This is a genomic window from Glaciecola sp. MF2-115, assembly GCF_047250385.1.
In the GTDB taxonomy this organism is placed as follows: Bacteria; Pseudomonadota; Gammaproteobacteria; order Enterobacterales; family Alteromonadaceae; genus Glaciecola.
Genome location: NZ_JBLBVM010000048.1, coordinates 14,488 through 39,739 on the forward strand (window position 1 = coordinate 14,488; position 25,252 = coordinate 39,739).

At 40.6% G+C, this 25,252-nt stretch carries 24 protein-coding genes; 18 read left to right on the forward strand and 6 right to left on the reverse strand.

Going from position 1 to position 25,252, the window contains the following annotated elements; all coding sequences use genetic code 11:
* Positions 1-19: 19 nt before the first annotated feature.
* Complete coding sequence (locus ACKLNX_RS07710; RefSeq protein ID WP_411695684.1) at positions 20-1,072, forward strand: CNNM domain-containing protein; 1,053 nt, start codon at positions 20-22, stop codon at positions 1,070-1,072.
* 40 nt (positions 1,073-1,112) lie between these two features.
* Here ACKLNX_RS07710 and ACKLNX_RS07715 read toward each other — a convergent pair whose 3' ends face one another.
* Entirely contained in the window at positions 1,113-2,807 is a 1,695-nt protein-coding gene (locus ACKLNX_RS07715) for a hypothetical protein (RefSeq protein ID WP_412971888.1), read from the reverse strand.
* Positions 2,808-3,015: 208 nt separating this feature from the next.
* On the opposite strand from ACKLNX_RS07715, the gene ACKLNX_RS07720 reads away from it, so the two are divergent.
* The gene (locus ACKLNX_RS07720; RefSeq protein WP_411695682.1) at positions 3,016-3,177 is read left to right on the forward strand and encodes a hypothetical protein; all 162 of its coding nucleotides are present in this window, start codon (positions 3,016-3,018) and stop codon (positions 3,175-3,177) included.
* A 248-nt stretch (positions 3,178-3,425) separates the two neighbouring features.
* Here ACKLNX_RS07720 and ACKLNX_RS07725 read toward each other — a convergent pair whose 3' ends face one another.
* Positions 3,426-4,124, reverse strand: a complete 699-nt coding sequence (locus ACKLNX_RS07725; protein WP_412971889.1) for a 2OG-Fe(II) oxygenase — start codon at positions 4,122-4,124, stop codon at positions 3,426-3,428.
* A 321-nt stretch (positions 4,125-4,445) separates the two neighbouring features.
* Between ACKLNX_RS07725 and nhaD the strand changes: the two genes are divergently transcribed.
* From nhaD to trmB, 6 genes are all read left to right on the forward strand, one after another.
* Positions 4,446-5,870 (forward strand): sodium:proton antiporter NhaD, encoded by a 1,425-nt coding sequence (gene nhaD / locus ACKLNX_RS07730; RefSeq protein ID WP_412971890.1) that lies wholly within the window; start codon positions 4,446-4,448, stop codon positions 5,868-5,870.
* A 207-nt stretch (positions 5,871-6,077) separates the two neighbouring features.
* A complete protein-coding gene (locus tag ACKLNX_RS07735) occupies positions 6,078-7,037 on the forward strand; it encodes a calcium/sodium antiporter (protein WP_412971891.1) in 960 nt (319 codons plus the stop codon).
* Positions 7,038-7,239: 202 nt separating this feature from the next.
* Positions 7,240-7,761 (forward strand): YqhA family protein, encoded by a 522-nt coding sequence (locus tag ACKLNX_RS07740; RefSeq protein ID WP_412971892.1) that lies wholly within the window; start codon positions 7,240-7,242, stop codon positions 7,759-7,761.
* A gap of 482 nt (positions 7,762-8,243) precedes the next feature.
* Positions 8,244-9,173 (forward strand): ABC transporter ATP-binding protein, encoded by a 930-nt coding sequence (locus ACKLNX_RS07745; protein WP_412971893.1) that lies wholly within the window; start codon positions 8,244-8,246, stop codon positions 9,171-9,173.
* Positions 9,170-9,952 (forward strand): ABC transporter permease, encoded by a 783-nt coding sequence (locus ACKLNX_RS07750; RefSeq protein WP_412971894.1) that lies wholly within the window; start codon positions 9,170-9,172, stop codon positions 9,950-9,952. The genes ACKLNX_RS07745 and ACKLNX_RS07750 overlap by 4 nt, the downstream gene beginning before the upstream one ends.
* The gene (gene trmB, locus ACKLNX_RS07755) at positions 9,952-10,647 is read left to right on the forward strand and encodes a tRNA (guanine(46)-N(7))-methyltransferase TrmB (protein ID WP_412971895.1); all 696 of its coding nucleotides are present in this window, start codon (positions 9,952-9,954) and stop codon (positions 10,645-10,647) included. Before ACKLNX_RS07750 ends, trmB begins: the two co-directional genes overlap by 1 nt.
* Here the strand turns inward: trmB and ACKLNX_RS07760 are convergent.
* Positions 10,617-11,309, reverse strand: coding sequence for an EAL domain-containing protein (locus tag ACKLNX_RS07760; protein ID WP_412971896.1), 693 nt, complete (start codon positions 11,307-11,309; stop codon positions 10,617-10,619). The genes trmB and ACKLNX_RS07760 overlap by 31 nt on opposite strands.
* A 215-nt stretch (positions 11,310-11,524) precedes the next feature.
* Here ACKLNX_RS07760 and panP point away from each other — a divergent pair, with 215 nt between their 5' ends.
* Complete coding sequence (gene panP / locus ACKLNX_RS07765) at positions 11,525-13,147, forward strand: pyridoxal-dependent aspartate 1-decarboxylase PanP (protein WP_412971897.1); 1,623 nt, start codon at positions 11,525-11,527, stop codon at positions 13,145-13,147.
* 177 nt (positions 13,148-13,324) lie between these two features.
* Here panP and ACKLNX_RS07770 read toward each other — a convergent pair whose 3' ends face one another.
* Entirely contained in the window at positions 13,325-14,431 is a 1,107-nt protein-coding gene (locus ACKLNX_RS07770) for a hypothetical protein (protein WP_412971898.1), read from the reverse strand.
* A gap of 206 nt (positions 14,432-14,637) precedes the next feature.
* Between ACKLNX_RS07770 and ACKLNX_RS07775 the strand changes: the two genes are divergently transcribed.
* From ACKLNX_RS07775 to ACKLNX_RS07800, 6 genes are all read left to right on the forward strand, one after another.
* Complete coding sequence (locus ACKLNX_RS07775) at positions 14,638-15,168, forward strand: sigma-70 family RNA polymerase sigma factor (protein ID WP_412971899.1); 531 nt, start codon at positions 14,638-14,640, stop codon at positions 15,166-15,168.
* Complete coding sequence (locus ACKLNX_RS07780; protein ID WP_412971900.1) at positions 15,165-15,908, forward strand: anti-sigma factor domain-containing protein; 744 nt, start codon at positions 15,165-15,167, stop codon at positions 15,906-15,908. Before ACKLNX_RS07775 ends, ACKLNX_RS07780 begins: the two co-directional genes overlap by 4 nt.
* A 144-nt stretch (positions 15,909-16,052) precedes the next feature.
* On the forward strand, positions 16,053-17,636 hold the full coding sequence (locus tag ACKLNX_RS07785) for a DUF4331 domain-containing protein (protein ID WP_412971901.1): 1,584 nt from the start codon (positions 16,053-16,055) through the stop codon (positions 17,634-17,636).
* Between the two features lie 20 nt (positions 17,637-17,656).
* Positions 17,657-18,175, forward strand: a complete 519-nt coding sequence (locus ACKLNX_RS07790; protein WP_412971902.1) for an Ig-like domain-containing protein — start codon at positions 17,657-17,659, stop codon at positions 18,173-18,175.
* Positions 18,176-18,262: 87 nt separating this feature from the next.
* The gene (locus ACKLNX_RS07795; protein ID WP_412971903.1) at positions 18,263-19,333 is read left to right on the forward strand and encodes a hypothetical protein; all 1,071 of its coding nucleotides are present in this window, start codon (positions 18,263-18,265) and stop codon (positions 19,331-19,333) included.
* Positions 19,326-20,435 (forward strand): HupE/UreJ family protein, encoded by a 1,110-nt coding sequence (locus ACKLNX_RS07800; RefSeq protein WP_412971904.1) that lies wholly within the window; start codon positions 19,326-19,328, stop codon positions 20,433-20,435. The genes ACKLNX_RS07795 and ACKLNX_RS07800 overlap by 8 nt, the downstream gene beginning before the upstream one ends.
* Positions 20,436-20,487: 52 nt before the next feature.
* On the opposite strand, the gene ACKLNX_RS07805 is transcribed toward ACKLNX_RS07800, so the two are convergent.
* A complete protein-coding gene (locus tag ACKLNX_RS07805; RefSeq protein ID WP_412971905.1) occupies positions 20,488-21,579 on the reverse strand; it encodes a GGDEF domain-containing protein in 1,092 nt (363 codons plus the stop codon).
* A 118-nt stretch (positions 21,580-21,697) separates the two neighbouring features.
* Positions 21,698-22,264: a DUF4287 domain-containing protein gene (locus ACKLNX_RS07810; protein WP_412971906.1), complete on the reverse strand. Its 567-nt coding sequence runs from the start codon at positions 22,262-22,264 to the stop codon at positions 21,698-21,700.
* Between the two features lie 384 nt (positions 22,265-22,648).
* On the opposite strand from ACKLNX_RS07810, the gene ACKLNX_RS07815 reads away from it, so the two are divergent.
* The 3 genes from ACKLNX_RS07815 (at position 22,649) to ACKLNX_RS07825 (ending at position 25,218) form a co-directional block, all read left to right on the forward strand.
* Complete coding sequence (locus ACKLNX_RS07815; RefSeq protein WP_411693387.1) at positions 22,649-23,563, forward strand: divergent polysaccharide deacetylase family protein; 915 nt, start codon at positions 22,649-22,651, stop codon at positions 23,561-23,563.
* 116 nt (positions 23,564-23,679) lie between these two features.
* The gene (locus ACKLNX_RS07820; protein ID WP_412971907.1) at positions 23,680-24,165 is read left to right on the forward strand and encodes a MerC domain-containing protein; all 486 of its coding nucleotides are present in this window, start codon (positions 23,680-23,682) and stop codon (positions 24,163-24,165) included.
* A gap of 12 nt (positions 24,166-24,177) precedes the next feature.
* The gene (locus tag ACKLNX_RS07825; RefSeq protein WP_412971908.1) at positions 24,178-25,218 is read left to right on the forward strand and encodes a metal-dependent hydrolase; all 1,041 of its coding nucleotides are present in this window, start codon (positions 24,178-24,180) and stop codon (positions 25,216-25,218) included.
* Positions 25,219-25,252 lie beyond the last annotated feature (34 nt).

Consider the following 25,252-nt stretch of genomic DNA (forward strand, 5'->3'; position numbering starts at 1 on the left):
TTGAGAATCACCTAGTCCTATGTTTTTGCTTATCGTGTATGTGCTGATTGCACTTGGTTTTTCATTTATCTGCTCAATTGCAGAGGCCGTCATCCTAAGCGTTTCACAAGCTTACATTTCCCTGCTAGAAAAAGAGGGCAAAGCGTCAGGTAAGCTCCTGAGTAAATTAACAAATGACATCAACAAGCCACTATCCGCCATTCTCACGTTGAACACTATTGCCCATACTATGGGCGCCGCAGGTGCTGGAGCACAGGCTGCCGCCGTTTTTGGTGATGCATATTTAGGTTTGATTTCTGCCGTACTAACCTTTTTAATCTTAGTCTTTTCAGAAATTATTCCAAAAACACTTGGCGCGACATTCTGGCGTCAACTTGCACCGATTACTGCACACTTTCTTAAATACCTCATCATTGTTTTATACCCTTTCGTTAAGATGTCAGAAAAGATGACCAGCGGGTTTACCGAAGAGAGCCCATTAAAAGGCCTGAGTAGAAGTGAATTATTGGCAATGGCTGAATTGTCTGGTCAGGAAGGACAGCTAGCCAAGCAAGAATCTCGTTTTTTGAAGAGTTTATTACAACTACATGAGTTATCGGTGAAAGACGCGATGACCCACAGGACCGTTGTATTTTCAGTACCAGAATCCATTACGGTGAATGAGTTTGTGGAAGAAAAGCTACCAACGGAGTTCTCTCGTATTCCCATCTATGAGAATGAACATCGTGAAAACATTAGTGGCTATGTTATCAAGTCGGACATTCTGCTGGCTAAAGCAAATGGAGAGGGCGATAAAAAGTTAAGCGAATTGTCTAACTCCTTGCCAACGGTATTGAGCAATATGCCACTCTCAAGCACATTTGATCAATTCCTTAAATCCCGCATTCATATGGTGCTTGTAGTCGATGAGTATGGTGGTTTGGAAGGTTTACTTACATTGGAAGATTTACTTGAAAGCTTATTAGGTATTCAAATAGTTGATGAGAGTGATACAAACGTCAGCATGAAACAACTTGCAAAAGTTATGTGGCGCAGAAGAGAGCAGCGCCTAATGGATAAGAACAGCGAGTAGAAGCGTGCTGTTCATTTATCTATTTCAAATCAAACATTCATCAGCCTTCCAAATGATTCCAACGCGTGCAAGAAGCCAGAGCACGCGCTATTTCATCAGTACCTTCTGACAATTCATGCTTAATCTCGTTGTTGATGCGCCTATCTATAAAATGCAGCGTAAAGTGTAGCGTTAAGATTTGGTCAAGCTGGTAATCAAACACTTCATCTTTGTTGAAATAGAACTCCTCTTTTTCCTCTTTGCTGCTCGAGAAGCGAACTGGCTCAGGCAAGCGATTGTGGTCAATAAAGCTAAGCTCTATTTTGTGTGCTCCACTTAACTCAAGTAGACGATTACCGAGTTGCTTAACAAATACGTTTAGCTTTTGAGTTTCAGCAAGCACCAAGATATCTTTTGAAAGGAATCGTTTAAGCATGTGTAAGTCTTTATTGAAAAAAGCATCACATGATTTTGAAATATATTGATAGGCTGGAATAGCAAAAAGTGAGCTGATAGCTGCCGCCACAAATGCTGAGAACGTTTTATTACTCAAACCCAAGGTTTGGTTAAGCAAAACCTGCATACCTTGATCAAGTCCTGCCCATGCAGAAAAAGCCACTATGGAAAGCAAACTTAAAGTGGCCGATTTAGAAATTAAAGAATTAACCTGCCAAAGGCCGTAACGCATAAGGGCAAAGAAAATACCCAAACCAATACTTAGCACTATAATGTAGCGTCCAATCAATACGCCATATTTTCCTCCCCAAGTCATCAGAGGGAAATACAATATCAAACCTACACAGAGACAAAAAAGCATAGTGAGTACTTGCTTACGCTCTTTTATGTTTAGCACTTTGCGAAACTTAAAAATAAAGTGCAAAACAATCACAAACAGTGAAAAGCTAATACTGGCCAAGTAAACAGAAAATGAGTTGGAATAAAGACCTGAGTCAATTAGCTGAAAACTAATAATCATAAGTAAAACGCAAAATACAACAGCGTAAAATAGTGGTCTTCGCCAAAAGTCTTGGTGATCAGCTTGCGGAAAGAAATAGAGGCCAATTGGGCCGACTAGCAAAGCCAAACTGATGCGTATGGACTCTACAAAACCTGCATCAAGCGCATTCGAACCAATATAAAAAAACTTACTTTCGCCCGCTGCTAATAGCAAAGTTAAGCTAATTAAGTAGCCAGATAAGAATCGACGCGCCTTATTAAATAAGAGTAGTGATAAACCCAGTGACAGAATAAGCAGAAATGAGTCTAGGAGGAGATAAACAACATCATGTTTCTTTCTTTTACTAGTTTCTTGATTATCTTTTTCCGTATCCTCAACTGTAGTATTTGGCTTCTCTATTTTGCTTATTTCATATGTTCCGAGTTTGCCATATTTTTCTAAGCCAAGACTAAGTTTCTTTGCATCACCTACATTGGCACATTCGAAAAGAGCATTGATACTGTCATACTTTGAAGCATCGCAAGAATTGATTTTGAAAACACGACTACTTGTGATTTTCTGTAATTTTAAGCTTGAGTCGTCGTGAGAAAAAATGACATATCGATTTAGTAAAGGATATTTAAAAATGGCAGCGCCGTACTGCTGAATAGCTTGCCCTTCTTCTTTGTTTAAGCTGGCGGTTCCTAAAGCACCTAAAGCTAAGAATATGATTACTATCGATAAACATAAATAGTAGAAAACCGTCTCGAACAAGTTAATCGCCCTGGTTACTTGAATCCTACTTCCAGTGTTGGTCATCGTGGGAGATTTCCCTCAGTAATGAATGCTTGTTTGTATTGTCTGTACAAATATAGTACAAGTAGAAACGCTTAGCGAGAAGTATACATTGCAGAATTATCACCAATTTGAAAAGCGATATGTGGGGAGTTGCAACTCAATCTTGAAGGTTGCGCTAGCGCGGTAAACAACTAGTGACCGTAAACACTTATCCATTTGGAGAAAAACAATGTCAAAAGAAGATCACGTTAACGATAGAAGCACTGAAGAGGCTCCTGCTGAAGAACAAGCAGAAGCAAATCAAACGCCAAGAAGTCCTAGCACGGCTCCAGCGAGTCAAACATCTGGAGGCACAAGACCGCCGGCGGGTGGTGAAACTTCAAACTCTTAACATCGCTTTTTACTTCGAAAATACGAAATTGAAGTGGCAGCGCAAACCGCTGGTTCAAGCTAAAAAGCATTTGAGAAATGAAGTTAATATTTTTTTAGGTAAATAAAAACACCCATCGCAATCATGGGTGTTCTCTTTATTCGAAATGCACAATCGATTTCAAATTACTTTTCTATCAACTTAGCGGTTTAGCAAACAATCGAAATCTAAGATGCTCAGTATCTATACTTTAACTAAAAACTCCTTTCCTATTCAGACCAATACCAACTCGTTATATTGTATCGATAGTTACTTGCACTATTCTCGTTCACAACGTTCACAGTGTTCACCCAATGCTCAGCCCCTTCAGAAGAAGGATCGAACAGAACACAGCGGTTGAACAAAGGTGCGATACTGACACTCTTGCCATTCTTCCCCATAAACACCAGGTCACCGCCACTATTGGCATCCCAATCTTTATTTAAATACAGCAGCATACAAACTTCTCTGCCAGGAGAATCATCAGCATGTTGGTTAACAAAATCGGCAGGTCCTAAGCGAAAATAGTTAGTATTTACTCTCGGGTTCGCAACGTTCTTATCGGTCAATGTCACGTTAAAAATGCGTGATAACAAAGCTAAAAACTCGTCACCGCGTAAAAATGAAAGGAATGAATGGGCTATATTGTTGGCGTTCCTATTGTGAGTTTCACCTTGCCAGACGTCTCTTTGAACAAAACGATGCTCGTCTTTGGCACCTTGCCAATTATCATTATCAACATACAAGGCAGAATAAGTGTGCCTTTGAGTTTCCCAGGAACGGTTATCATGCAAAACCTGAGTGAGCTCGTTAAGCTTGGAAGTATCAAATAAATTGTCGATAACGACATGATTCGGGCTGGAGTTTAATAGTAAATCTTGATACTCCCAGATCGTAGAATCGACAATTTTCTTATTGCTAAGCCACATTAAATTCACTCTTTCTTAAAAATAGTATTTCTTTAGGTTTGATAATAAAGCCTTGTAAATTAATTCTTATAATTTGCCCTGATTTTACACAATCCTCGATTCTTTATTCACAATATAATCAGTATTGATTTCGTTTATGAATAAACGCTATTAAGAAAAGGATATAAAGATCAGAACGATGGGGCAACTTGTAGTAGAATCCCGCGCAGAAAAAGGCCTGGCTAGACTATTGTCTTATATTCTACTGTAGATGTTCCCTTATGCTGTCAGCTTAAATCATTAATATTTAAGTTCAAAACCCTTATCCAAATGGAGTCTAAAATGAGTTTTCGCGTTGTCGTTGCGCTAATAATGTCTGTATGTGCGAGTTTTTCTGTCATGGCCACAGAACAAGTAAGCGAAATTGCTGCATCTAATCTGAACTTGACCGCTTCTGCTTATGGATTTATCGCTCTTACTGTTTTTGTCATTGCTTATGTGTTCGTCATTTTAGAAGAAAAAATTCATTTACGAAAATCGAAACCGGTTTTGTTAGCAGCGGGGATTATTTGGATACTAATTGCTATCGCTTATTTAGGCCAGACAGATAAAACCTTGGTAGAACACGCGATAAGGCACAACTTTTTAGAATACGCAGAGCTCTTCTTCTTCCTTCTGGTTGCCATGACATATATCAATGCCATGCTTGAACGCGGTGTCTTCGATGCACTTCGGGATGTGTTGGTGCGCAAGGGTCTAAGTTATAGAGGACTATTTTGGTTAACCGGCATCTTAGCATTCTTTATTTCGCCTATTGCGGATAACCTAACAACCGCACTTGTGATGTGTGCTGTCATTATGGCGGTTGGTAAAGATGAACCTAAGTTTATTGGTTTAGCCTGTGTCAATATTGTTGTTGCGGCAAATGCAGGTGGTGCATTTAGTCCCTTTGGTGACATCACGACTTTAATGGTTTGGCAAAAAGGAATTTTGGAATTTTGGACATTCTTTAATTTGTTTATTCCCTCTGTAGTAAACTACATAATTCCTGCTTTTATCATTAGCTTTGCTTTGCCTTCAGGTAAGCCTGCAACAGAACCTTATGCTCCTGCATTCAAAATCAAACAAGGCGGCTTAGTCATTGTTGGTTTGTTTTTAGCAACAATCGTAACCGCAATCAGCTTCCACCTTGTACTGCATATGCCACCAGTATTCGGCATGATGACAGGTTTTGCTTACTTGAAGTTGTTCGCTTTCTACCTAAAACAACAGTCACAAGATTGGGAACAAGATCCTGATGCGTCGCCAGGTTCAACACCACATGGTAGCTACGGCAAATTTGATATTTTCAACAAAATTGCACAAGCCGAATGGGACACCTTGTTCTTCTTTTATGGTGTTATTTTAGCTGTTGGCGGCTTAGGTTTCATGGGCTACTTAGGCATGACATCCGAATTTATGTATGGGCAATTAGGGGCGCTGAATGCAAATATTTTAGTGGGTGTTCTATCTGCAATTGTAGATAACATACCGGTAATGTTTGCTGTCTTAACAATGAACCCAGAAATGAGTGAGGCACAATGGTTGTTGGTCACGTTAACAGCCGGAGTTGGCGGTAGCTTGCTATCGATTGGTTCTGCTGCTGGTGTTGCATTGATGGGGCAAGCTCGTGGTCATTACACTTTCTTCAGCCATTTGAAATGGACACCTGCAATTGCTCTTGGATACGGAGCAAGCATTGGTGTACATATGCTTTTAAACGGCTAAAAAGTGAATTTTTGACAGACTCTGTCGCATCCGCGACTCAATATAGTAATTCGCTATACAAAATTCATGAGAAGTTTATTTCTTTTCCTAAGCTAAGAAGATATTGTGACGAGCTGTATTGTTACGGTATAGGTGTGATATTAAAACCTACATCTAACGTGTATTTTCTGCAGGCTTATGGAAATTTAAACTAGGAGTCTACGAATCATGGTTAACCTTTTCTTTGTATTACTCGGCGTTGGTTTACTTACCCTTGGAGGAGAGGCTCTTATTCGGGGGTCTTTAGCAGCCTCCAAGCGTTTTGGTGTGTCGCCACTATTAAGTGGTCTGGTTATTGTGGGTTTCGGAACCTCAGCACCAGAGTTGGTGGTTTCTGTGAATGCAGCCTTAAATCAACAGCCAGATATTGCTATTGGAAACGTAGTGGGTAGTAATATTGGTAACATTTTCCTCATCCTTGGGATATGTGCCTTAATCGCGCCGATGACAATCAAGCCTTTGGCATTGCGCAGAGATGCTGTCACTGTAGTTGCTGCTAGTATACTTTTTTTGGTTTTAGTTGGTGGAAGCTCACTGGGTCGTGCGGATGGTATGTTTTTGCTGTTTGCTTTACTGATATATTTAGTATGGGCTTATAGGAGTGAACGCATTCACGCACCTTCTGCGCAACTAAACATCGCTGAGGCTGAAGAAGTTCAGGAATTACCCAAATCAATTGCTTGGACATTAACCGCTGTAATAATTGGTCTACTACTTTTGATTTCAGGATCACAGGTATTACTTATCGGGGCAGTTGGTATTGCTGAGAATCTAGGCGTTTCTGAAGCCGTTATAGGCTTAACACTAGTTGCTGTTGGAACATCTCTTCCAGAGCTTTCAATTTCTGTGATTGCTGCTTTGCGTAGGCATGCTGATGTGGCTATAGGAAATATACTTGGTAGTAATATTTTTAATTTGTTTGGCATTTTAGGTGTATCGGCTTTACTTCAACCGCTTCCAGTAAACGTGAGAATTTTACAATTTGATCAATGGGTGATGCTAGGGTCGGCGATACTACTCTTTTTGTTTTTGTATACGGGGCGTCGTCTAAATCGATTGGAGGGTGCAGTACTCTTGACTGCCTATGTAGTTTACTTGGGCCTAAGTTTTATTGTATTCGGTATTTAACTGATAGAAAGCTGTGCCTAAGCTAATATATTCGCTCATCAAAATGCTGCTGCATATGTGTCGCGGAGATATAAGTTATCCGAACTCAGATTAATAAAAGGGGATTGTGGCTTGAGTTTTAAATAAGTTACTATTGATGGCTTTTTATAGCAGCTGAAAGCTGCGTTTTAAACATTTTTGTTTTCAGTTGGAGCGTGACCTAGTGAAAAAAATAGAATCAGTTTTCGAACACTTTTTATGGAACTCTCGTTTGTTGGTTCTAATCCCAGTAATTACAAGTTTACTTGGTTCGTTAGTCCTATTCATAGTGGGGACTGTTGACATTATTAGCGTAACTACTAAAAGTATTAACTATTATTTTGGCAGCGAGAGCCCAGATATTCATGACTTTATTGTTAAAGACATCATATTAGCCATAGATATTTATCTAATTGCGATTGTTTTGCTTATCTTTGGTGCTGGTATTTACAGATTATTTATCTCTCCGATTGATGAATCTGAAACCAGCGAAATCAAACACCCTTTTAACATACAATCCTTCGATGAGCTGAAAGATAAAATTGTTCGAGTAGTCATTCTTGCGGTCATCATCGAGTTTTTTAGAGCGGTTGTTGATATTAAATTTTCAACCGCGCTCGATGCTATATACTTAGCATTGTCTGTTTTTGCACTTGCAGCATCTCTGTATCTTATGAACAAGAGTCACAAAAGTGATCACGAGTGAGTAGATTATATGCGCACTAGAGTAAATCAATCATATGCAAGCTACTTATAAGCATTTCTAGAAGCGTTGCAAAGGTAAATACTCACAAGACTTTGGATAGCAATATAACATTTTCCCCAGTAAAAATGATAATGTCTTTTGTTGAGTTATAGCTAAATAAAATCCAAACTGCACTAATGATTGTGGTCGTCAAAGCGCAAACAAACGAGTTAATCTCGCTATTTTAAGCAGCATTGCGCCATTGCGGTAACGACCTTGGGTGTTTATAAAACGGAGGTCAAGTCAATGTCGGCAATCTGCCCTTTTTGAACTATCACCAAGTTACTTTCTCATCTCGGCAAATGTCACTAAAGCCATTTAGTTTCTCACTTACTCTATTCAACGGTAACTTTTCATCTTGAATTTTGGCATAATAGCGCCACTTTTTGCGGTACGCGCAATGCGACTATATTCACACTAGTGAAAATGGCTTGAGAGGAATAATGAAAGCATTAGATATAAAGGGCTTGGCTAAAACCTATAAGGGCGGAGTGCAGGCACTGAAGGGGATTGATTTAACGGTAGATGAAGGCGACTTTTTTGCGCTCCTTGGTCCCAATGGTGCAGGGAAATCCACCACGATCGGTATCATTAGTTCTTTGGTGAATAAATCAGAAGGCAGTGTCGAAATATTTGGGCATGATCTAGCAACAGATATTGTTAATGCTAAAAGCTGCATAGGGCTCGTTCCTCAAGAGTTTAACTTCAATCAATTCGAGACGCTGTTTCAAATTGTCGTTAACCAAGCGGGTTATTACGGTGTTCCACGCTCAATTGCAAAAGAGCGAGCGGAGAAATATCTTAAGCAACTCGACTTGTGGGATAAACGCAATGCCGCAGGCCGAGAGCTGTCTGGCGGTATGAAGCGACGATTGATGATTGCCCGAGCGCTCATGCACGAGCCACGCATGTTAATTCTTGATGAACCAACCGCCGGCGTTGATATTGAAGTGCGCCGATCTATGTGGACCTTCCTAAAGAAAATCAATGAGCAAGGCATCACAATTATTTTAACGACTCACTATTTAGAAGAAGCTGAAATGCTATGTCGAAATATTGCCATTATCGACAAAGGTAAGATTGTTAAAAACACGAGCATGAAAGCCTTGCTGGCAACTTTGAATGTTGAAACTTTTGTATTCGACATCGCCTCTGGTGCTGAACAAATCAACATTTCTGGTTTTGAGTCTCGTGCAAATGACGATCAAACTTTAGAAGTGGATGTACCCAAAGCTAGCGGCCTGAACCCTGTGTTTGAAGAGTTATCAAAACAAAACGTACAAGTCATGAGTATGCGCAACAAGTCGAATCGCTTGGAAGAGTTATTTGTGCGTTTGGTTGAAGCGAATCAAGAAGAGGGGAACAAAGGATGAGTAATCGCAACATGACGGCGCTGTCGACAATATGGATAAAAGAGTGCACAAGGTTTATGCGCATTTGGGTGCAAACTTTAGTTCCGCCTGCCATAACCATGTCTTTGTACTTCGTTATTTTTGGCAAGCTCATTGGCGACAGAATTGGGCCAATAGACGGTTCTAGCTATATGGAGTTCATCGTTCCTGGCCTAATTATGATGGCAGTTATTACTAACTCCTATTCCAACGTGTCATCATCTTTCTTCAGTGCGAAGTTCCAGCGCAACGTAGAAGAGATACTTGTTGCACCAGTACCTACGTGGGTTGTTATTTTTGGCTTTGTTGGCGGCGGTGTTGCTAGGGCATGCATCATTGGTGTTATTGTCATTTTCGTATCAACACTATTCATCGACATCCAAATCGCTAATTATGCAGTGATTGTTGCAACTATTTTGTTAACTTCCATCATGTTTTCAATGGCCGGTTTGATTAATGGCATTTATGCGAAAAATTTTGACGACATCAGTATTATTCCTACTTTTGTGCTCACGCCGCTAACCTATTTGGGTGGTGTTTTCTATTCAGCCTCAATGCTGGAAAAAGTGTTTAACGAGTTTTGGCAGGGTGTTATTCAAGTCAACCCTATCTATCATATGGTCAATGCTTTTCGTTATGGCTTCCTAGGTAGTGCTGATGTGAACTATGTGGTGGCTTTGATTATTCTAGTTGGCTTCAACATTGTGCTTTTTGCCGTGGCTTATCGCTTGTTATCGAAAGGCACAGGAATTCGCTCTTAATGGAAAAAAGCCCAAGAGAAATAACGACCAATCAAACAGGGATACACGAAGACCTAGTCGATATTGTGAATAAGTACAAGCATTCACAATTTAAGAAACCCATTGCTCAGCATACCCAAGAAAGCTTTGATGCTGCTGTTGAATGGCTTGGCAATTGGCAAGGTGACGTTATTATCGATGCTTGCTGTGGTGTTGGGGAAAGTAGTCTTGTGCTTTCCCAGCGCTATCCGAACGCAAAGATCATAGGCGTCGACAAATCAGTCGCTCGCTTGGACAAGCATTCACACTATAAGCAACAAGCAAAGCAAAGTGTCGATGATAATGTTCGAGTATTTCAGGCTGATTTGAACGACTTCTGGCGATTAATGGCCGAGCAAGTCAAAGTAGCGAAGTGGAATATTTCGAAACAGTGTGTGTTTTACCCGAACCCTTATCCTAAAAAAGCGCAAGTACAAAAGCGCTGGCATGCAAGCCCATCGTTTATTGCTTTGTTAGCCTGTTCAAAGAATATTGAAGTTAGAAGTAATTGGTTGGTTTATCTTCAAGAGTTTCAACTTGCGTTGGAATTACAAGGGGTGAAAAGTGAAATTGCAGAAGTATCTGGCGAGCCAATCACGCCCTTTGAACGTAAATATACAGAGTCAGGCCAAACTTGTTGGGAGCTTCAAACGCTCGCTGATGGCGACGATAGGTAGAAGCCCTGGCCATAGTCAACACCAAGCGACGTCATTAAATCAAGCGTCGCTTCATCCTCAATATGTTCAGCGACTAGCTTGGTGTCATTCGCTTTGCACAAATCAACAAACTCGGCCAATTTACTTCGATTGATACTTGGGTCGTTAACGAGTGAACCACACAGTTTAATGGCTTGGATATTCAGTGTTAATGCTTCTTTTAAGAGATCACTAGCGCTTGATACGTCATCCACAATAATCGCTAGGTTTGGACATTTATCCCTGAAGTGAATAACGACAGGATAGTTATTTTGCAGCGTCGTTTGGGAAATTTCTATGCCAAACAGGGTACTCGTCGAATCTTGATGGGAGTGAATGAGCCAGGCAACTAATGCTTCATTACTTAAGTCTGAGTCACCTAAATTAATGCTCCAAGGCATATTGCGATGAAAACAATAACGCCGGCTTTGTTCGTATATATGGTGCGTTAATTCCTCATTCCAGTTCTTTTGCTCGACTATTGTTAAGAACTCACTGGGAAGGAAAATGTGCTCTTTATCACCCAGCAATCTAGCTAAGCATTCGTATCGCCATACTCGGTTGCTCTGTAAGTTCATGATTGGTTGAAAGTAAGGAACAACGCGTTCCATTTTAAATTCTACTTCGACCTGATGATGACCCATTTAAGTACCTTGCCTGTAATTTGCTTAGGTTAAAAATTAAACGTGTGTTCAATATATATCAGCTTGGTGCGTAATGTCTTTAGTGTTTTAAAGAAAATCGAATGTTTTTAGCGCAATTTCGGCTAATTTGTTAGTAATTGTCGCATCCGGTATCTTGGTATTAACGTAGAAGTGGGTTAAAGTTCGCCCTCAAAAGTTTTCGCTAAGGTTACAATTTGTCAAAAGCAGAAGTTAGCTTAGATCATTTGTTCAGGGTTTTTACTAAGCCAGAACACAGTGATTCAACGTTAGCCAAAATAGAAAGGCATTTATCCGACAATATTTCGGATTTCCTTTCTCAGCATGTGGTCACCAAAAAGACCTCTTTAGAAGAGATTGAAAAAGATTTCTTCAGCGCTGCTGTTCCTGACAGTCCTGAATTTGTTTCTGAACATGCGGAATCATTGCTAGATAAACTCGTTGCGCATTCGGTTAATACTTATGCGCCAACATTTATTGGGCACATGACGTCGGCATTACCTTACTTCCATTTAACCTTAGCCAAACTGCTTGTTGGCCTGAACCAAAATCTAGTCAAAATCGAAACTTCAAAAGCGTTCACACCTCTTGAAAGACAAACACTTGGCATGATGCATAATTTGATTTACCAACAAAGCGATAACTTTTATGAGGAATATTTGCATAGCGCTGACCATGCACTTGGGGCTTTTTGCTCGGGTGGAACGGTGGCAAATATCACTGCGCTTTGGATTGCTCGAAATCACCTTTTATCGCCAGATGGCAAATTCCCTGGCGTTGCGAAGGCTGGTTTAGCAGCTGCTTATAAGCATTATGGTTACGAGAATATTGGTGTCATGTCCTCCAATCGAGGGCACTATTCCTTATCGAAAACGGTCGACGTACTTGGAATTGGCCGAGACAATATGTTAACCGTGCACAGCCCGACACAAAAGCTAGATCCAGAACAAGCATTGAAACTAGGTAAAGCCTATCAAGAAAGTGGAAATAAGCTACTTGCGATAGTCGGTGTCGCAGGAACAACGGAAACTGGGCATGTCGACCCTTTGGATGAATTAGCGGACGTCGCCAAAGAGTTAGGCTGTTGGTTTCATGTTGATGCAGCGTGGGGTGGCGCGACGTTATTCTCGGAGCGCTATCGTAGCAAGCTGGCAGGCATCGAAAAAGCAGATTCAGTGACCATTGATGCGCACAAACAAATGTATGTACCAATGGGCGCGGGCATGGCCTTGTTCAAAGATCCTAAACACAGCAATGCCGTGCGTCATCACGCACAGTATATATTACGTGAGGGTTCTAAAGATTTAGGAGCTACCACACTCGAAGGTTCACGCAACGGTATGGCGATGATGGTTTATTCTTCGCTACATATTTTCGGTCGCCGTGGTTACGAATTACTGATCAACAAGTGCATTGAATTGGCGTTGGAATTTGCCAGTATGATTGAGGCACATCCTGATTTTGAACTAATGACACAACCCACTTTGTCATTGCTTACCTATCGTCTGCGGCCTCGTAATCTAGTGAATTTAGCAAAAATGCCGGAAAGCGAATTTAAAGGTATCAATCAAGAACTCGATAGCTTAACGGTTGCAGTACAGAAGCAACAGCGTGAAGCGGGTAAATCCTTTGTATCAAGAACGCGCATTGAAATTGAAAGATATAATGACGAAGTGATTACTGTTTTTCGTGTTGTGCTAGCCAATCCACTGACTACAAAAGAGCATTTAGCGAGTATTTTGGAAGAGCAATTGGAAATTGCTAAACTAAATCCAATATGGATAGAGCTCTCACGCAATTCAATCTCGCAGACTGCGTAAGTCGGTCTCCTCAGCTCAGCCAATGCCTAACACTCATATTGGGCAAGTTTAACATTATCCACGCTCAGCGGTATTCAAGCTCGGCAGTATCCGAGCTCAGCAGTATTCGAGCTCAGCAGTATCAAAACTCAGCTGTATCAAAACTTCGTTTTATCAAAGCTTCGCATAACAGAAGCCTCACAATCGTTTCTTTAATTTCTTCACCTGTTTCTTTAAATCTTTATTACCTTCAAATGCAATTTTTGCCAAAAGCTCAGAAGCGGCTTTTTTGTCTCCCGACTGAATATGAAGCTCTGCAATCCTGGCTTTAGCCCATTCCATATTAGGAAGTTGTTCATCATCGAGCTTAGTATGCTCAATCGCCGCTTGCAGTTTCGCCATCGCCGCAAGGCCTTCCGTCGTATTTTTCTCAGTAAGTACAGCGGTCCGTCCTATTTGATATAAAGCGTTTAATTTGGCACTCGCATTTCGAACAAAAATGTCTTCGCTTTCTCCTGTTGTTTCATTAATGGCAAATTCCGGTGAAGGCATGTTTGCTGCTTTTTGAAATAGAGGCATGGCTTGCACATATTTTTCTTCCTGCGCATAAAAGCTCGCTAATTGAAACACGAAACTAATTTCATCAGGGTATGTGCTTATCGCCTGCACGAGAGCTTCTTCAGCTTTCTCTGCTTGACCGCTCATGCGGAAAAACATCACTTGAGATGACGTTCCTTCGAAGGGGTCAGCGTCTTGAATTGCTTTCAGTTGCTCTAAAGCAAGTTTCTCATCCCCGCCAGCAATTGAGGGTGCAACAAGATAGAAACTCATGAGCGATTTGCGGTATTTAATTTCTGTTGGCTCAAGCTGACTTGCTTTTACAAAACTATTAAGGGATTTTTCGGCATAGGATAAGGCACTGAATATTGAGCTTTGAGCCTGGTTCCCCATTATTACGCCACGTAGAAAGTGAAGCTCAGCACTGTTAGGAAATGCGCCGACGGCTTCATCCGCTGTTTCCTCTGCATCATCTAAATCAATACTGGCTAAATTCGTGATCATGGCTAAGTAGCTAGATTCACTTTTTGGGATAGTTTTGAGTAACTTAAAGGCATCGGTGTGCTTGCCTTGTGCACTTAGCGCCTTAGCTTTGTCCAGCACAGAGGTGTTCGAGTATGGCTGAGTAGCGTCTGAATCAGCCCAGACAGGGCTGGCAAACAAACATGCAGAAGTGAAGATGCTCAAGACTATTGTAGTTGTCACTCGTTTTGACTTGACTCTTTGTGGACAGTTGCTTGTTCTCATATCACTTCCTTTTAAAAATGGACTATCAGCCGCAAACCTGTATTAATATACGAACAATACTTTAGGGTACTGTTGATGAATAATACCTGAACATTCAAATATACACGATTTACTTGATACGCTTATAGTGAATCAGTTTTTTTAATTCTTTGCATCCAATCGCTTTGCTTAGCCGTTTGGATCTATGAACGTCACTAAGGAATTCTATGGAACACGAAGAATTGTTGGTCTTGTTACGGAGAGTTGCTACAGGCAACCAACACGCCTTTAATGAGTTATATGGGCTTACAAGTGGGCAACTTTTTGCTGTTGCCCTCAAGATGTTAAAGAACCGTGATAGCGCAGAAGAAGCGGTGCAAGAAGCCTATGTGAGTATCTGGTACAAGGCAGATTATTATAAAGAGGGGCAAGGCACCGTACTTACGTGGATGGTGAGTATCGTGCGTTATCGTGTTCTGGATATGCTTCGAAGCAAAAAAGTAAGGAAAGAAGATACCCTGACCGACGAGAATATCCTCGAGTTAGGTTCAGAAGATATCGAAGAGTCTCAGTATGATATCAAAATTGAAACATGTATGAACGAGCTAGAGCAGCAGCAGCGACAAGCTATTCATTTAGCATATTTTAACGGCCTTTCTCATTCTGAAGTAATGGCCCATTTAAATCTTCCGTTAGGCACGATTAAGAGTTGGATTAGACGAGGATTGACAAGTTTACAGAGGTGTTTAGGTTTATGAATTATGAAAACCCACAACTTATATCAGCCTTAGCTGCCGAATATGTTCTCGGCACATTACGAGGCAAAGCAAGAGAACGTTTTGAGTCACTAAAATTTGGAAATGAGAATGTCGCAAGAGAAATTGGTTATTGGGAAGCTCATTTGAATGAAATGGCTTTGCACTTAGAGCCGATTCAGCCAAGAGACTACGTTTTACAAAATATACGCCAACGTTTAGGTTTTGCGAATAGTGCTGAAAGTCGGTCCGAATTAGATACCAGCAACAGTAACGTTGTGCAAATTAAACAAGGTAGCAAATCAAGCAGTAATGTTAATGTTGCTTGGAAGTGGTGGTCAGGTTTGGCGACAGCTGCAGCATTGATACTTGCCGTTGTTGTTTCAACTAATTTGGACACAGTTGCACCGCAACAAGCCCAGAGTATCGCTGTCATAAACAGTGCTGATGAAAAAGCGCTTTGGTCAATTGATGTACTGAGCACTGAAATAAGAGTGAAAGTAACGGCATCGGTACCAAGACTAGCGAACAATGACTATCAGTTATGGATTGTTCCAGCTTCAGGAGCCGCACCTATTTCACTGGGTGTGATGCAGCAGTCAGGTGAGTTCTATCTTTCAAAACCGAGTGATTTTGACAATATAGAAATTGCTGCGATTGCAGTTAGTAAGGAACCTAAGGGCGGTTCACCAAATGGTGCACCTACTGAAGTGCTTTATGCAACAGAGCTCGCGTATTTATAATTAGTAAACCCTTCTGTGGAGCAGCCTTCAGTGCTGCTCCATTTTTTTTAAAAAAATATTAATCTTTTTTGCATCCAATCTAAAGTTTCACGCGTTTGGCTTTCTGAATGTTTAATTCATACTTAGAAAACAAAGGAAAACCAAATGAAAAACAAACAAGTTTCTAAATTAGCAATAACGATAGCTGCAGTGTTGGCCTCAGGGTTTGTCAATGCTTCAAGTCACCGCGAAGCACCAAACATCACTCGATTTCCGACATTAGACTCAACGGATTTTTATATATTTAACAGTTATGAAGAAGGTCGTAGTGACTATGTCACGATGATTGCAAATTATATTCCTCTACAAGATGCTTATGGCGGCCCTAACTACTTCGCAATGGATCCAGAAGCAACATACAGTATTCATATCGATAATGACGGTGATGCTATTGAAGATATGACTTTTGCATTTAACTTTGCTAAGTCTTTACCTAACGATAATCAAGGCGTTGCCCTTATGGTTGGTCCAGAAGGTAATCAAAAGTCTGTCGCAGTGCCACTAATTAATGTTGGCGGCATCAGTGCACAAAGTGATGCGAATGCGAATTTTGCCGAGACCTATGATCTAACCTTAGTTGAAGGTGAAATGAGTACAGGTACAAAAACATCGATTACTGCGTCAGGAGCAGCTTTCAAAAAGCCGCTCGATTATATCGGTAACAAAACCTTTACTAGTGCTGCTGGTTACTCCGAGTATGCAAACAGCTTTATTTACAACGTGCAAATACCAGGTTGTGAAGCTGCAGCTCGCGTGTTCGTTGGACAGCGTAAAGACCCATTCGTTGTTAACCTAGGCAAAACCTTTGATTTGGTCAACTATGTACCCGTTGAAGGCGATAGTGCTCCTGGTAACGGCGATGGTGAAGGCTTTCCAGGTGGTATTACGCAAGCCTCTGCAAATGATAATCTAGCGGATAAGAACGTAACGAGTATTGCTATCGAAGTACCAAAAGCGTGTGTTACTGGTGAAGGAAATGGCACTATTGGTGCTTGGACTACAGCAAGCTTGCCACAAGCAAGGATCCTAAACCCAAATCCTACTTTTGATAAAACAGAAGTAAATGGTGGTGCTTTAACACAAGTATCTCGATTAGGTTCGCCATTGGTGAATGAGCTAGTGATTGGTATTAAAGACAAAGATAAGTTCTCGTCTTCACATCCAAAAAACGATGGTCAATTTGCTGATTATGTGACTCATCCTTCGTTACCAGAATTACTGAATATACTTTTCAGAGACGCGGTAAATACAACGTTGGGTGCGAATATAGAAACACTTGCGCCAACTAACTTCCCAAGAGTCGATTTAGTCACAGCGTTTTTGACAGGCTTTGAAGGTGTAAACCAAATGCAAATAGTCACACCTTCTGAAATGCTGCGTTTAAATACTGCAATATCTGCAACAGTAGCCGCTGAGCAAAGCCCATTTGGTGTTGCCGGTGATGATCTTGCAGGCTTCCCTAATGGTCGTCGACCTGGTGATGATGTTGTTGATATCGCTTTACGTGTTGTGATGGGCGCTTTATGTCACCCAATCCCAATTGCGGGTGAACCAACTAACCTAGGTATTTGTACTCCAGAAGATGCGAGTGTTGGTAACGTACCATTCACAGATGGCGCACCAAGCAACGCTAATATGATGATGACAACATTCCCATACCTTGCTGCACCAATAGCTGGTTCTGAATAATTGTTATTGAGGAGAATATGATGAAAATTCAAAAAAGCGCAATAAAAGTAGGTGTTTTAATTGCTGGAGTCATGAGTCTGACTGCTTGTTTTGACAGTGACGATACCAACTTTGAAACAGTATCACCCAATCAAGCGCCTTCAGCTGTATCGGTGAATTTGTTGACACAAACAGAGGTGCCAATTACTGATCAGCTTTCGGGCTCTGACCCAGATGGAGATGCACTTACCTTCGTGTTGTTCACTCAACCGCAGTTGGGCAGTATCTCTTTGAATAGCTCAGGGAGCTACACCTACCAACCTTTCAATGAAGTGACTGGAAGCGATTCCTTCACCTATGTTGTTAAAGATGCAGGTGGCCTAGAGGCTTCAGCGACAGTAAGCATTACTATTGAAGCCCTTGAAGTGTCCTTTTTAAGCTACAGCCGTGAAGCATTTGCGGCTGCAGAAAGTGATTCGCCATTGCGACTGAATGGCCGAGTTATTATCAAAGACACTAATGATCAGACAGATTATCAAGATTTGATCGACGGGAATTAAAGCAGTTTTGCCAAGGATGGCATCTTTTTTCACCAAAATTATTTTTTAACACACAGCAAATTATTCAGTAGCAAGGATTACTCACTTATGAAAACCAGTATTTACTTTTTCATTGCTCTCAGTTTTATATCTAACAAAAGTGACGCATCCGAACCTTTCATCCCAATTTCTAAAGACTTCGTTGTTGCTCAATGGGCTACGAAGACGACCGAGGAATCCTTTCGTGAACAACTAGTAAATTTACTAGAACAAGCAATTTATCCAGGTAATAGTGCAAATTATTCGATTGCATCTAGTTTGCTAGCGAAGGCAAGTTCAAGCGATTTATCAGAGGCACAGAAACTGTATTTTGATGCCGTTATTCAGCAGCACTACCATCGCTTTGAAGAAAGTAAGCTTTTGTTACTTAGAGTATTACAGATAGATCCGGGCCATGTGAATGCTACGTTATTGCTCTCCAATATTTATTCTGTATTAGGAGATGCGGAAATGGCGAAAAAAATGTGTGTACAATTACTATTAAGCACAGACCAAACTATCGTGGCGACATGTGCATTGAATGCTGCTGCTCAAGACGGCAAGCTGACAGAAAGTGTTAAGCAACTTTCAATGCTATTAGAAAACCAAGTACCAAAGGATGATGAACTATCAATTTGGATTACTGAAGTTTATGCCAGCTTAGTGAAAGCAAATGGTAATACTCTGATGGCAGATCAATTATTATCACCGTTTTTAGATAAGACGTTGCCGCTAAGTTTTTGGGTACTTTGGTCGGACATACAGCTGGAATTAGCTCGACCGACTGAAGTGATGTCACAGGTTCAAAAAGTAGTGAATGCAAGCAATGTTAAAGATGACGCTTTAATACTGCGACTTGCGATTGCCGAGCAAGAAATTGGCGCAAAGACGAGTTATTGGCGAAGTCAGGCTAAAGCTAGAGTTGATCTAAGAGAGGCGCGCCAAGATAAGGAGCATGCTTTTGATATTGCTCTCTACTATTTTCATATTGAACAAAATTACGAAGTCGCGCATCAATGGGCCTTGGTGAACTGGCAGCAAGCAAAGCTTCTGGAAGATAAGGATTTACTATCGATGACCCAAACTAAAATACAAACGACCTTAGTGAGCAAAACGAACCAGGGCACTCTTCATGATTAAGTCAGTAATGGTATTGAGTTTCTTACTTTTATTTTCAAGTAGTTTAAACGCTCATGAGTTGAGTACCACATATGTTTCCATTGGTGTAGATCAAGAACACAAACTCGACGGGGAAGTAAAATTAGATATCCTCGATTTAAAAGAAGTTCTCAATCTGGATTTAGATTTAGATGGACAATTAACTTGGGGAGAAATTGAAAGCAGTACAAACCGCGTTCAGGCTTATGTTTCCAGTGGTATGAGCTTGATTATGGGAGACTCACCTTGCGCATTGAATTTTGATGCAAACATAGCGCTGCAAGAGTTAAATGGTGTGAGTTATTTAGTTTTACCGTTTACCTCTCAATGTGATGACTTGAGTACATTACGCATATCCTACTCGCTACTCTTTGAGGCTGCAGCAAATCACAAAGCAATCTTTCGTGTTCAACTAGAACAAGAAGAGCATGTATTTATCATGGACGATAAAAACACTCAGCACTCCATTAATCTTGATTTAAACGAGAGTTCAATCTTCTTTACATTCATGACCTTTATCTATCAGGGCATATTCCACATTTTAATTGGCTTAGACCATATTTTGTTTCTATTTACTTTGCTGCTGACTGTCTGTCTTTACAGAGAAAAGGGAGAATGGAAAGGAATTGAATCATCACGGACTATTATCAAGAAAACGCTATGGATTGTGACCTCATTCACACTTGCTCACTCAATTACGCTCTCAGGCACTGCCTTAGGACTAATACCGACAATGGGGTCTTGGATTGAAGTGGTTATCGCCGCATCAATTTTATTTAATGTGGTCAATAATATATTCCCGTTCATTCATAAGTTGAGTCTAATAACGTTTGTGTTTGGCTTAATACATGGCATGGGCTTCGCGGGGGCATTATCTGAATTGGGCCTTTCCGATCAACATCAACTGCTGAGTGTTGTGGCGTTTAATTTAGGTGTGGAACTTGGCCAAATCGCAATTCTATTATTACTACTGCCAATATTGTTAAAACTAAGAAAGAATAAACACTACTGTTGGTATGGTGTTCAGTTTTTATCAGTCGTAGTCGGTGGCTTGGCCGTTTATTGGATATTAGACCGTTGGTAGGTTTGTATCCGTATCGACTGGCATAGTCGAGTAATTGTCCTAATTAGCTAATTTATTCGCTATAAAAGACACAGCGGTTTCTGCCTTTTTCTTTAGCTTGAAATAAGGCATCGTCGGCTTCTTTAAATAGTTCTTTGGGAAGTTCAGGTTGAAATTTGTTGATGTGATGGGCGGTAACGCCAATGCTAACAGTCATTTCGATAACGAATTTTTTGTAGCAAAGTGGTGTTTGTTCTACGCTCTGACGAATCCGCTCTGCAACGCGAATGGCACCTTCTTTGTCTGTCCCTGGTAGTAAGACACTAAACTCTTCTCCACCATAGCGAGCACAAACATCGGTTGCTCTCGGTAAGGCTTGTTTTAAAGTGTCAGCAATATGTTTTAAGCAAAGATCACCGACATCATGGCCATAGTTATCATTGATAGATTTGAAGTGGTCACAATCAATCACAATAACGGCTAAAATTTCATGATTTCGTGAACTTAGGTGACAGAGTTCATCAAGCTTCTCATCAAAGAAACGGCGGTTATCGAGTTGAGTCAAAGAGTCGGTACGCGATTGTTTTTCGAGTAATAGCTCATTTTTTATGGAGCGCCAGTATTCATTATATTGGTTGCGTGATAATCCAAAAATATAGAATAAATACGCAAGGATGATTGCGGAGACAATATAATCTTGACTATATAGTGTCACTACCATCGTAGGTAATAGTAGCACTATTGCAAATGCGCCAGCTAAAAGCTTATTGGGTGCGAATGTGTTTGTGCCGCCGGCTGCGACACCAGCTGAAGACATCGTCATAAAAAATTGAAACTGCTCATTTGGGCTTAATAACGAGACTGCGAACATGAGCCCCCAAAGTGCACCTTGAGAAACAACCAAAGTAGATGAAACTTTCATCCACAAACCAAGGGAGCTTTCTGGAATTTTTTCATGCAAATAAACGTGCACCAAGCGCACTGCTGAGATGACAATATGAAGAATAGTGAGAGTTAAAACTGTAGTCGGGTAATTTTTATCAAAATCACTACCGTAAGCTAGTAGCGGCCAAAAAATCGGATATATTAAAATGCCAGCGATTGAGCGCTGTGATATGTCCTTAGAAGTTCTTCTAAGTAGTTTAGACGTTTGCGTCATTTCCATATGATAATTATTCTTTTTATTTCCCGCGCTTTAGTGTATCGCAGTGGTATATGGAATGAAAGCCTTCTGACCTATGCTAGTTGGCGATATCAACTAGACTCAATTTAGAGCGCGCCAATTAATTTCGGTCATAAGCTATTTCGAGTAAATCAATCAACTCACAATCAACATCTTCTGGGGATTGTAATCGCACACGATGCGACACCATACTGTTAAAGCTACCTGATAACTCAAGTCTATCAGTTACTGGAGTTCCTGGTAATTGCAAGCCTAGGTCGACTCTGGTTTTTGTTGACGCTTGTATCAATGCGAATTGCTTGTTTCTGCGCAAGCTGACATAGGTTTTTTTCACAGAGATCTCAAGGTCAGGACCAAAGTTTGTTACCTGAGTGATTATCTTGTCATAAATAGGTTTTAATCCCGCCTTTGCGCCTGAGTACTGGGCTTGCAATGGGTCTACCTCAACCGCACCTGTTTGTTGCGCCTTTGCTTCCAGTGTTTTACTAGCTATAAGATTAGCAAAGCCATGACTGACCGCATGCTCAGACTTTAAGTACTTAAGACACTCACCATGTTTCGCAAAGCCTTTCGTTGTAGTTAACTTAAGCCATTCATCTAATGATTTACCTGTTTTTTCAGGGAGGTTACTTATCATCGTTTGTAGCATTTCTTCGGGTGTCGCCATTACTGACTCCTAAAATGTGCAAGTACTTTGTTTTTGAGGTAAATCTCATTTTCCATGAAGCAAGGTCAAAAGGCTTTGTTTGTCTAAATGTATTAAAAATAGACATTAAATTGACGATTCTAGTGGTGACTTAATTTGCTATTTTACTTTTTAGCACAGCATTCAAAAAATAAGCTATGCCACCGATTCTCTGCAGGTCAGGTTATACAGTGCATTCAGCGATTTAGAAAAAAGCAACGTTGGTGTTTTTGACTAAATTACACTTTTTACCTTCATTTAGGTGCAATTTTTGCAGACCATTGATATCCTATAACTGACTAATAATAATAACAATCAACTTGTGTTACCAGATATGCAATTGGTAATAAAAAGTGAAGAATAAGTGTGCTAAAAAAAATAACAATAGTCGTGCTGTTGGCTTCTGTCAGCTTATTTGTAAATGCCGCTCAGCTATTAACTAAAAATAGCCAAGTTAAAGGCAGTATTGTGAATGCAAAGCTAGCGAATTCGCATATAGCAAGTTCACAACAAGTAAAGCAATACCAAAGCTATAAGCAAAAAAAGGCCAAGATTGCCATCATTATAGACGACATCGGAAATAAACGAGCTGATGCCGACGCTTTTGCTCTCTCCGAAAAAGTAACTTTTTCAATTTTACCCCATACCAGATTCTCAACAGAGTACTCAACTTATTCCTTCCATCAAGGTCGAGAAGTAATGCTCCACATGCCAATGGAGTCATTACATGGAGAGTCATTAGGTGATGGAGCCTTGCTTGCGAGTATGTATCCCAAGGAAGTTGAAAGTAATTTACTGCTAGCATTGGAGTCAGTTCCACACGCCATAGGTGTGAATAACCATATGGGCAGTAAGTTGACCCAAATCACCTTACAAATGAATGCCGTGATGGATGTGTTAAGTAATAATAATTTGTACTTCATTGATAGCCGTACCACCAAATTCACAAAAGCGTTGAAAATTGCACAGCAAAGAGGCGTGGCAAGCGCACAAAGACATGTCTTTCTTGATCACTACGCTACTGAAGCCTTCCTTGAAAAACAATTTGAGCAACTAATTCGAAAGGCTCGACGTAATGGCTCGGTGATAGGGATTGCACATCCGTACGCTGTTAGTATTGAATTCTTAAAAGAAAAGTTAGCCAATTTACCTGACGATATTGAGTTGATCACCGTGAGTGAGTATTTAGCTGGTGACGGTTCAATCAGTGAATATCAATTTGAGCAGCCAAGACTTGCGAAAGAAACTAATCTTCCTACTTCGGACATCGCTCCTCAGTAGTTTAATAAAAAATACACTCGTACAAATTTAATACTTTTACACTCTTCCTTTTAGATGTTATATTATAACGCTAGTTGGCAATGAGCCGATCCTAATCAGTTTAAAGAGAAGAGTAAATGAACAGCAAAGTAGCTGAACTGAAGCCACAAATACTAAGTGAAGATGCTGGTGTTATTGAGCCTGCTCAAGCTAATGTCGACGTGAAAACGGAAAATGTCGTTTTGGATCGCATCGGTATTTGGGTGTCTAGCCTTTGCGCAGTCCACTGCTTACTCCTTCCCTTGTTACTCCCTATTGCACCACTAGTCGCAAGTAGTTTCTTTGCGGAAGTTTGGTTTGAGCGCATGATACTCAGCTTCTCTATTATGATAGGCTTTGCGGCCTTGTTCATAGGCTTTCACAAGTATCATCGTCAACTCTACCCTTTATATTCTTTGGTATTAGGCGGCTTAATTTATTGGAACAAAGATATCTTTGGCGAACAATATGAGCCATTTACCATCGCGATTGGTGCATTTCTAATTATTGCTGCTCACATCACAAATATGCGTTTGTGCAAAAGCTGTAAAACTTGTGAAGACGAGTGTGGTTCGAGCAAATAGCATTAAGCAAAAATGGATTCTTTAACTCAGGTCGCTCTAGGCGGAGCTGTTGCCTATGCAGTTCTAGGACAGCAGGTTGGTCGTAAAGCCGTTGTCTGGGGTGCAGTATTGGGTACTTTGCCTGATCTAGATGTCTTCTTACCTTATGGTGGTGAGGTCGAGGCCTTCACTTATCACCGAGGCTTTAGCCACTCCCTTTTCGTCCATCTTCTCGCTAGCCCATTTATCACTTGGTTGATCCTGAAAATACACACTCAAACTCGGCAATATCGTACACGCTGGTTTTGTCTGGTGTTTTTATGTTTATCAACTCATGCAATTCTCGATAGTTTTACCGTTTATGGGACTCAGCTCATGTGGCCACTTACGGAATATCCTGTTGGTGTGTCCAATCTTTTTATTATCGACCCCTTATATACCTTGCCATTGTTAGTTGGTGTAGGCTTCACACTTATGCCTAAAATAAGTTTAGCGAGAAGAAGCCAGATTAATGGGTTTGGTTTAGTACTGAGCAGCGCTTATATTGTTTGGTCTTTAATTGCCAAAGTACTTATTGATCATAAAGTAGATACGGCATTACTTGAGCGCGGCATTAACGACGCTAAATATGTAAGTACGCCAGCACCACTGAATACATTGTTGTGGCGAATTGTTGTTATGTCTGATAATCAATATTATGAAGGCTATGCTTCAGTTTTTGATGAGTCTACCGAGCTAAGCTTAACGGCCTATAAAAGCTATCCCGAACTACTTGAAGGCATCAGTAATGTTTGGGGAGTAGAGCGCTTACAGTGGTTTACAAAAGGCTTTTACTCTATAAGGCAGAACGAAAACAAAGTGATTCTTTCAGATCTGCGAATGGGTGTAGAGTGCAGCTATGCATTTAATTTCGTTGTTGGTGAAAAAAACGATTCTGGAGTACAAAGTGGAAGCTTTGAGAAGATTACGATGCGACCTGACATGAGTAAGGTCGCATTGATTTGGGATAGAATTTGGGATCCTAGTGTGTCTTTAGCTTCACCATTGGCAGCGAATCAGTGCTTAGAAAATTAAGCTAGCTCGCATAGTTAATAAGTGATTTGAGCTA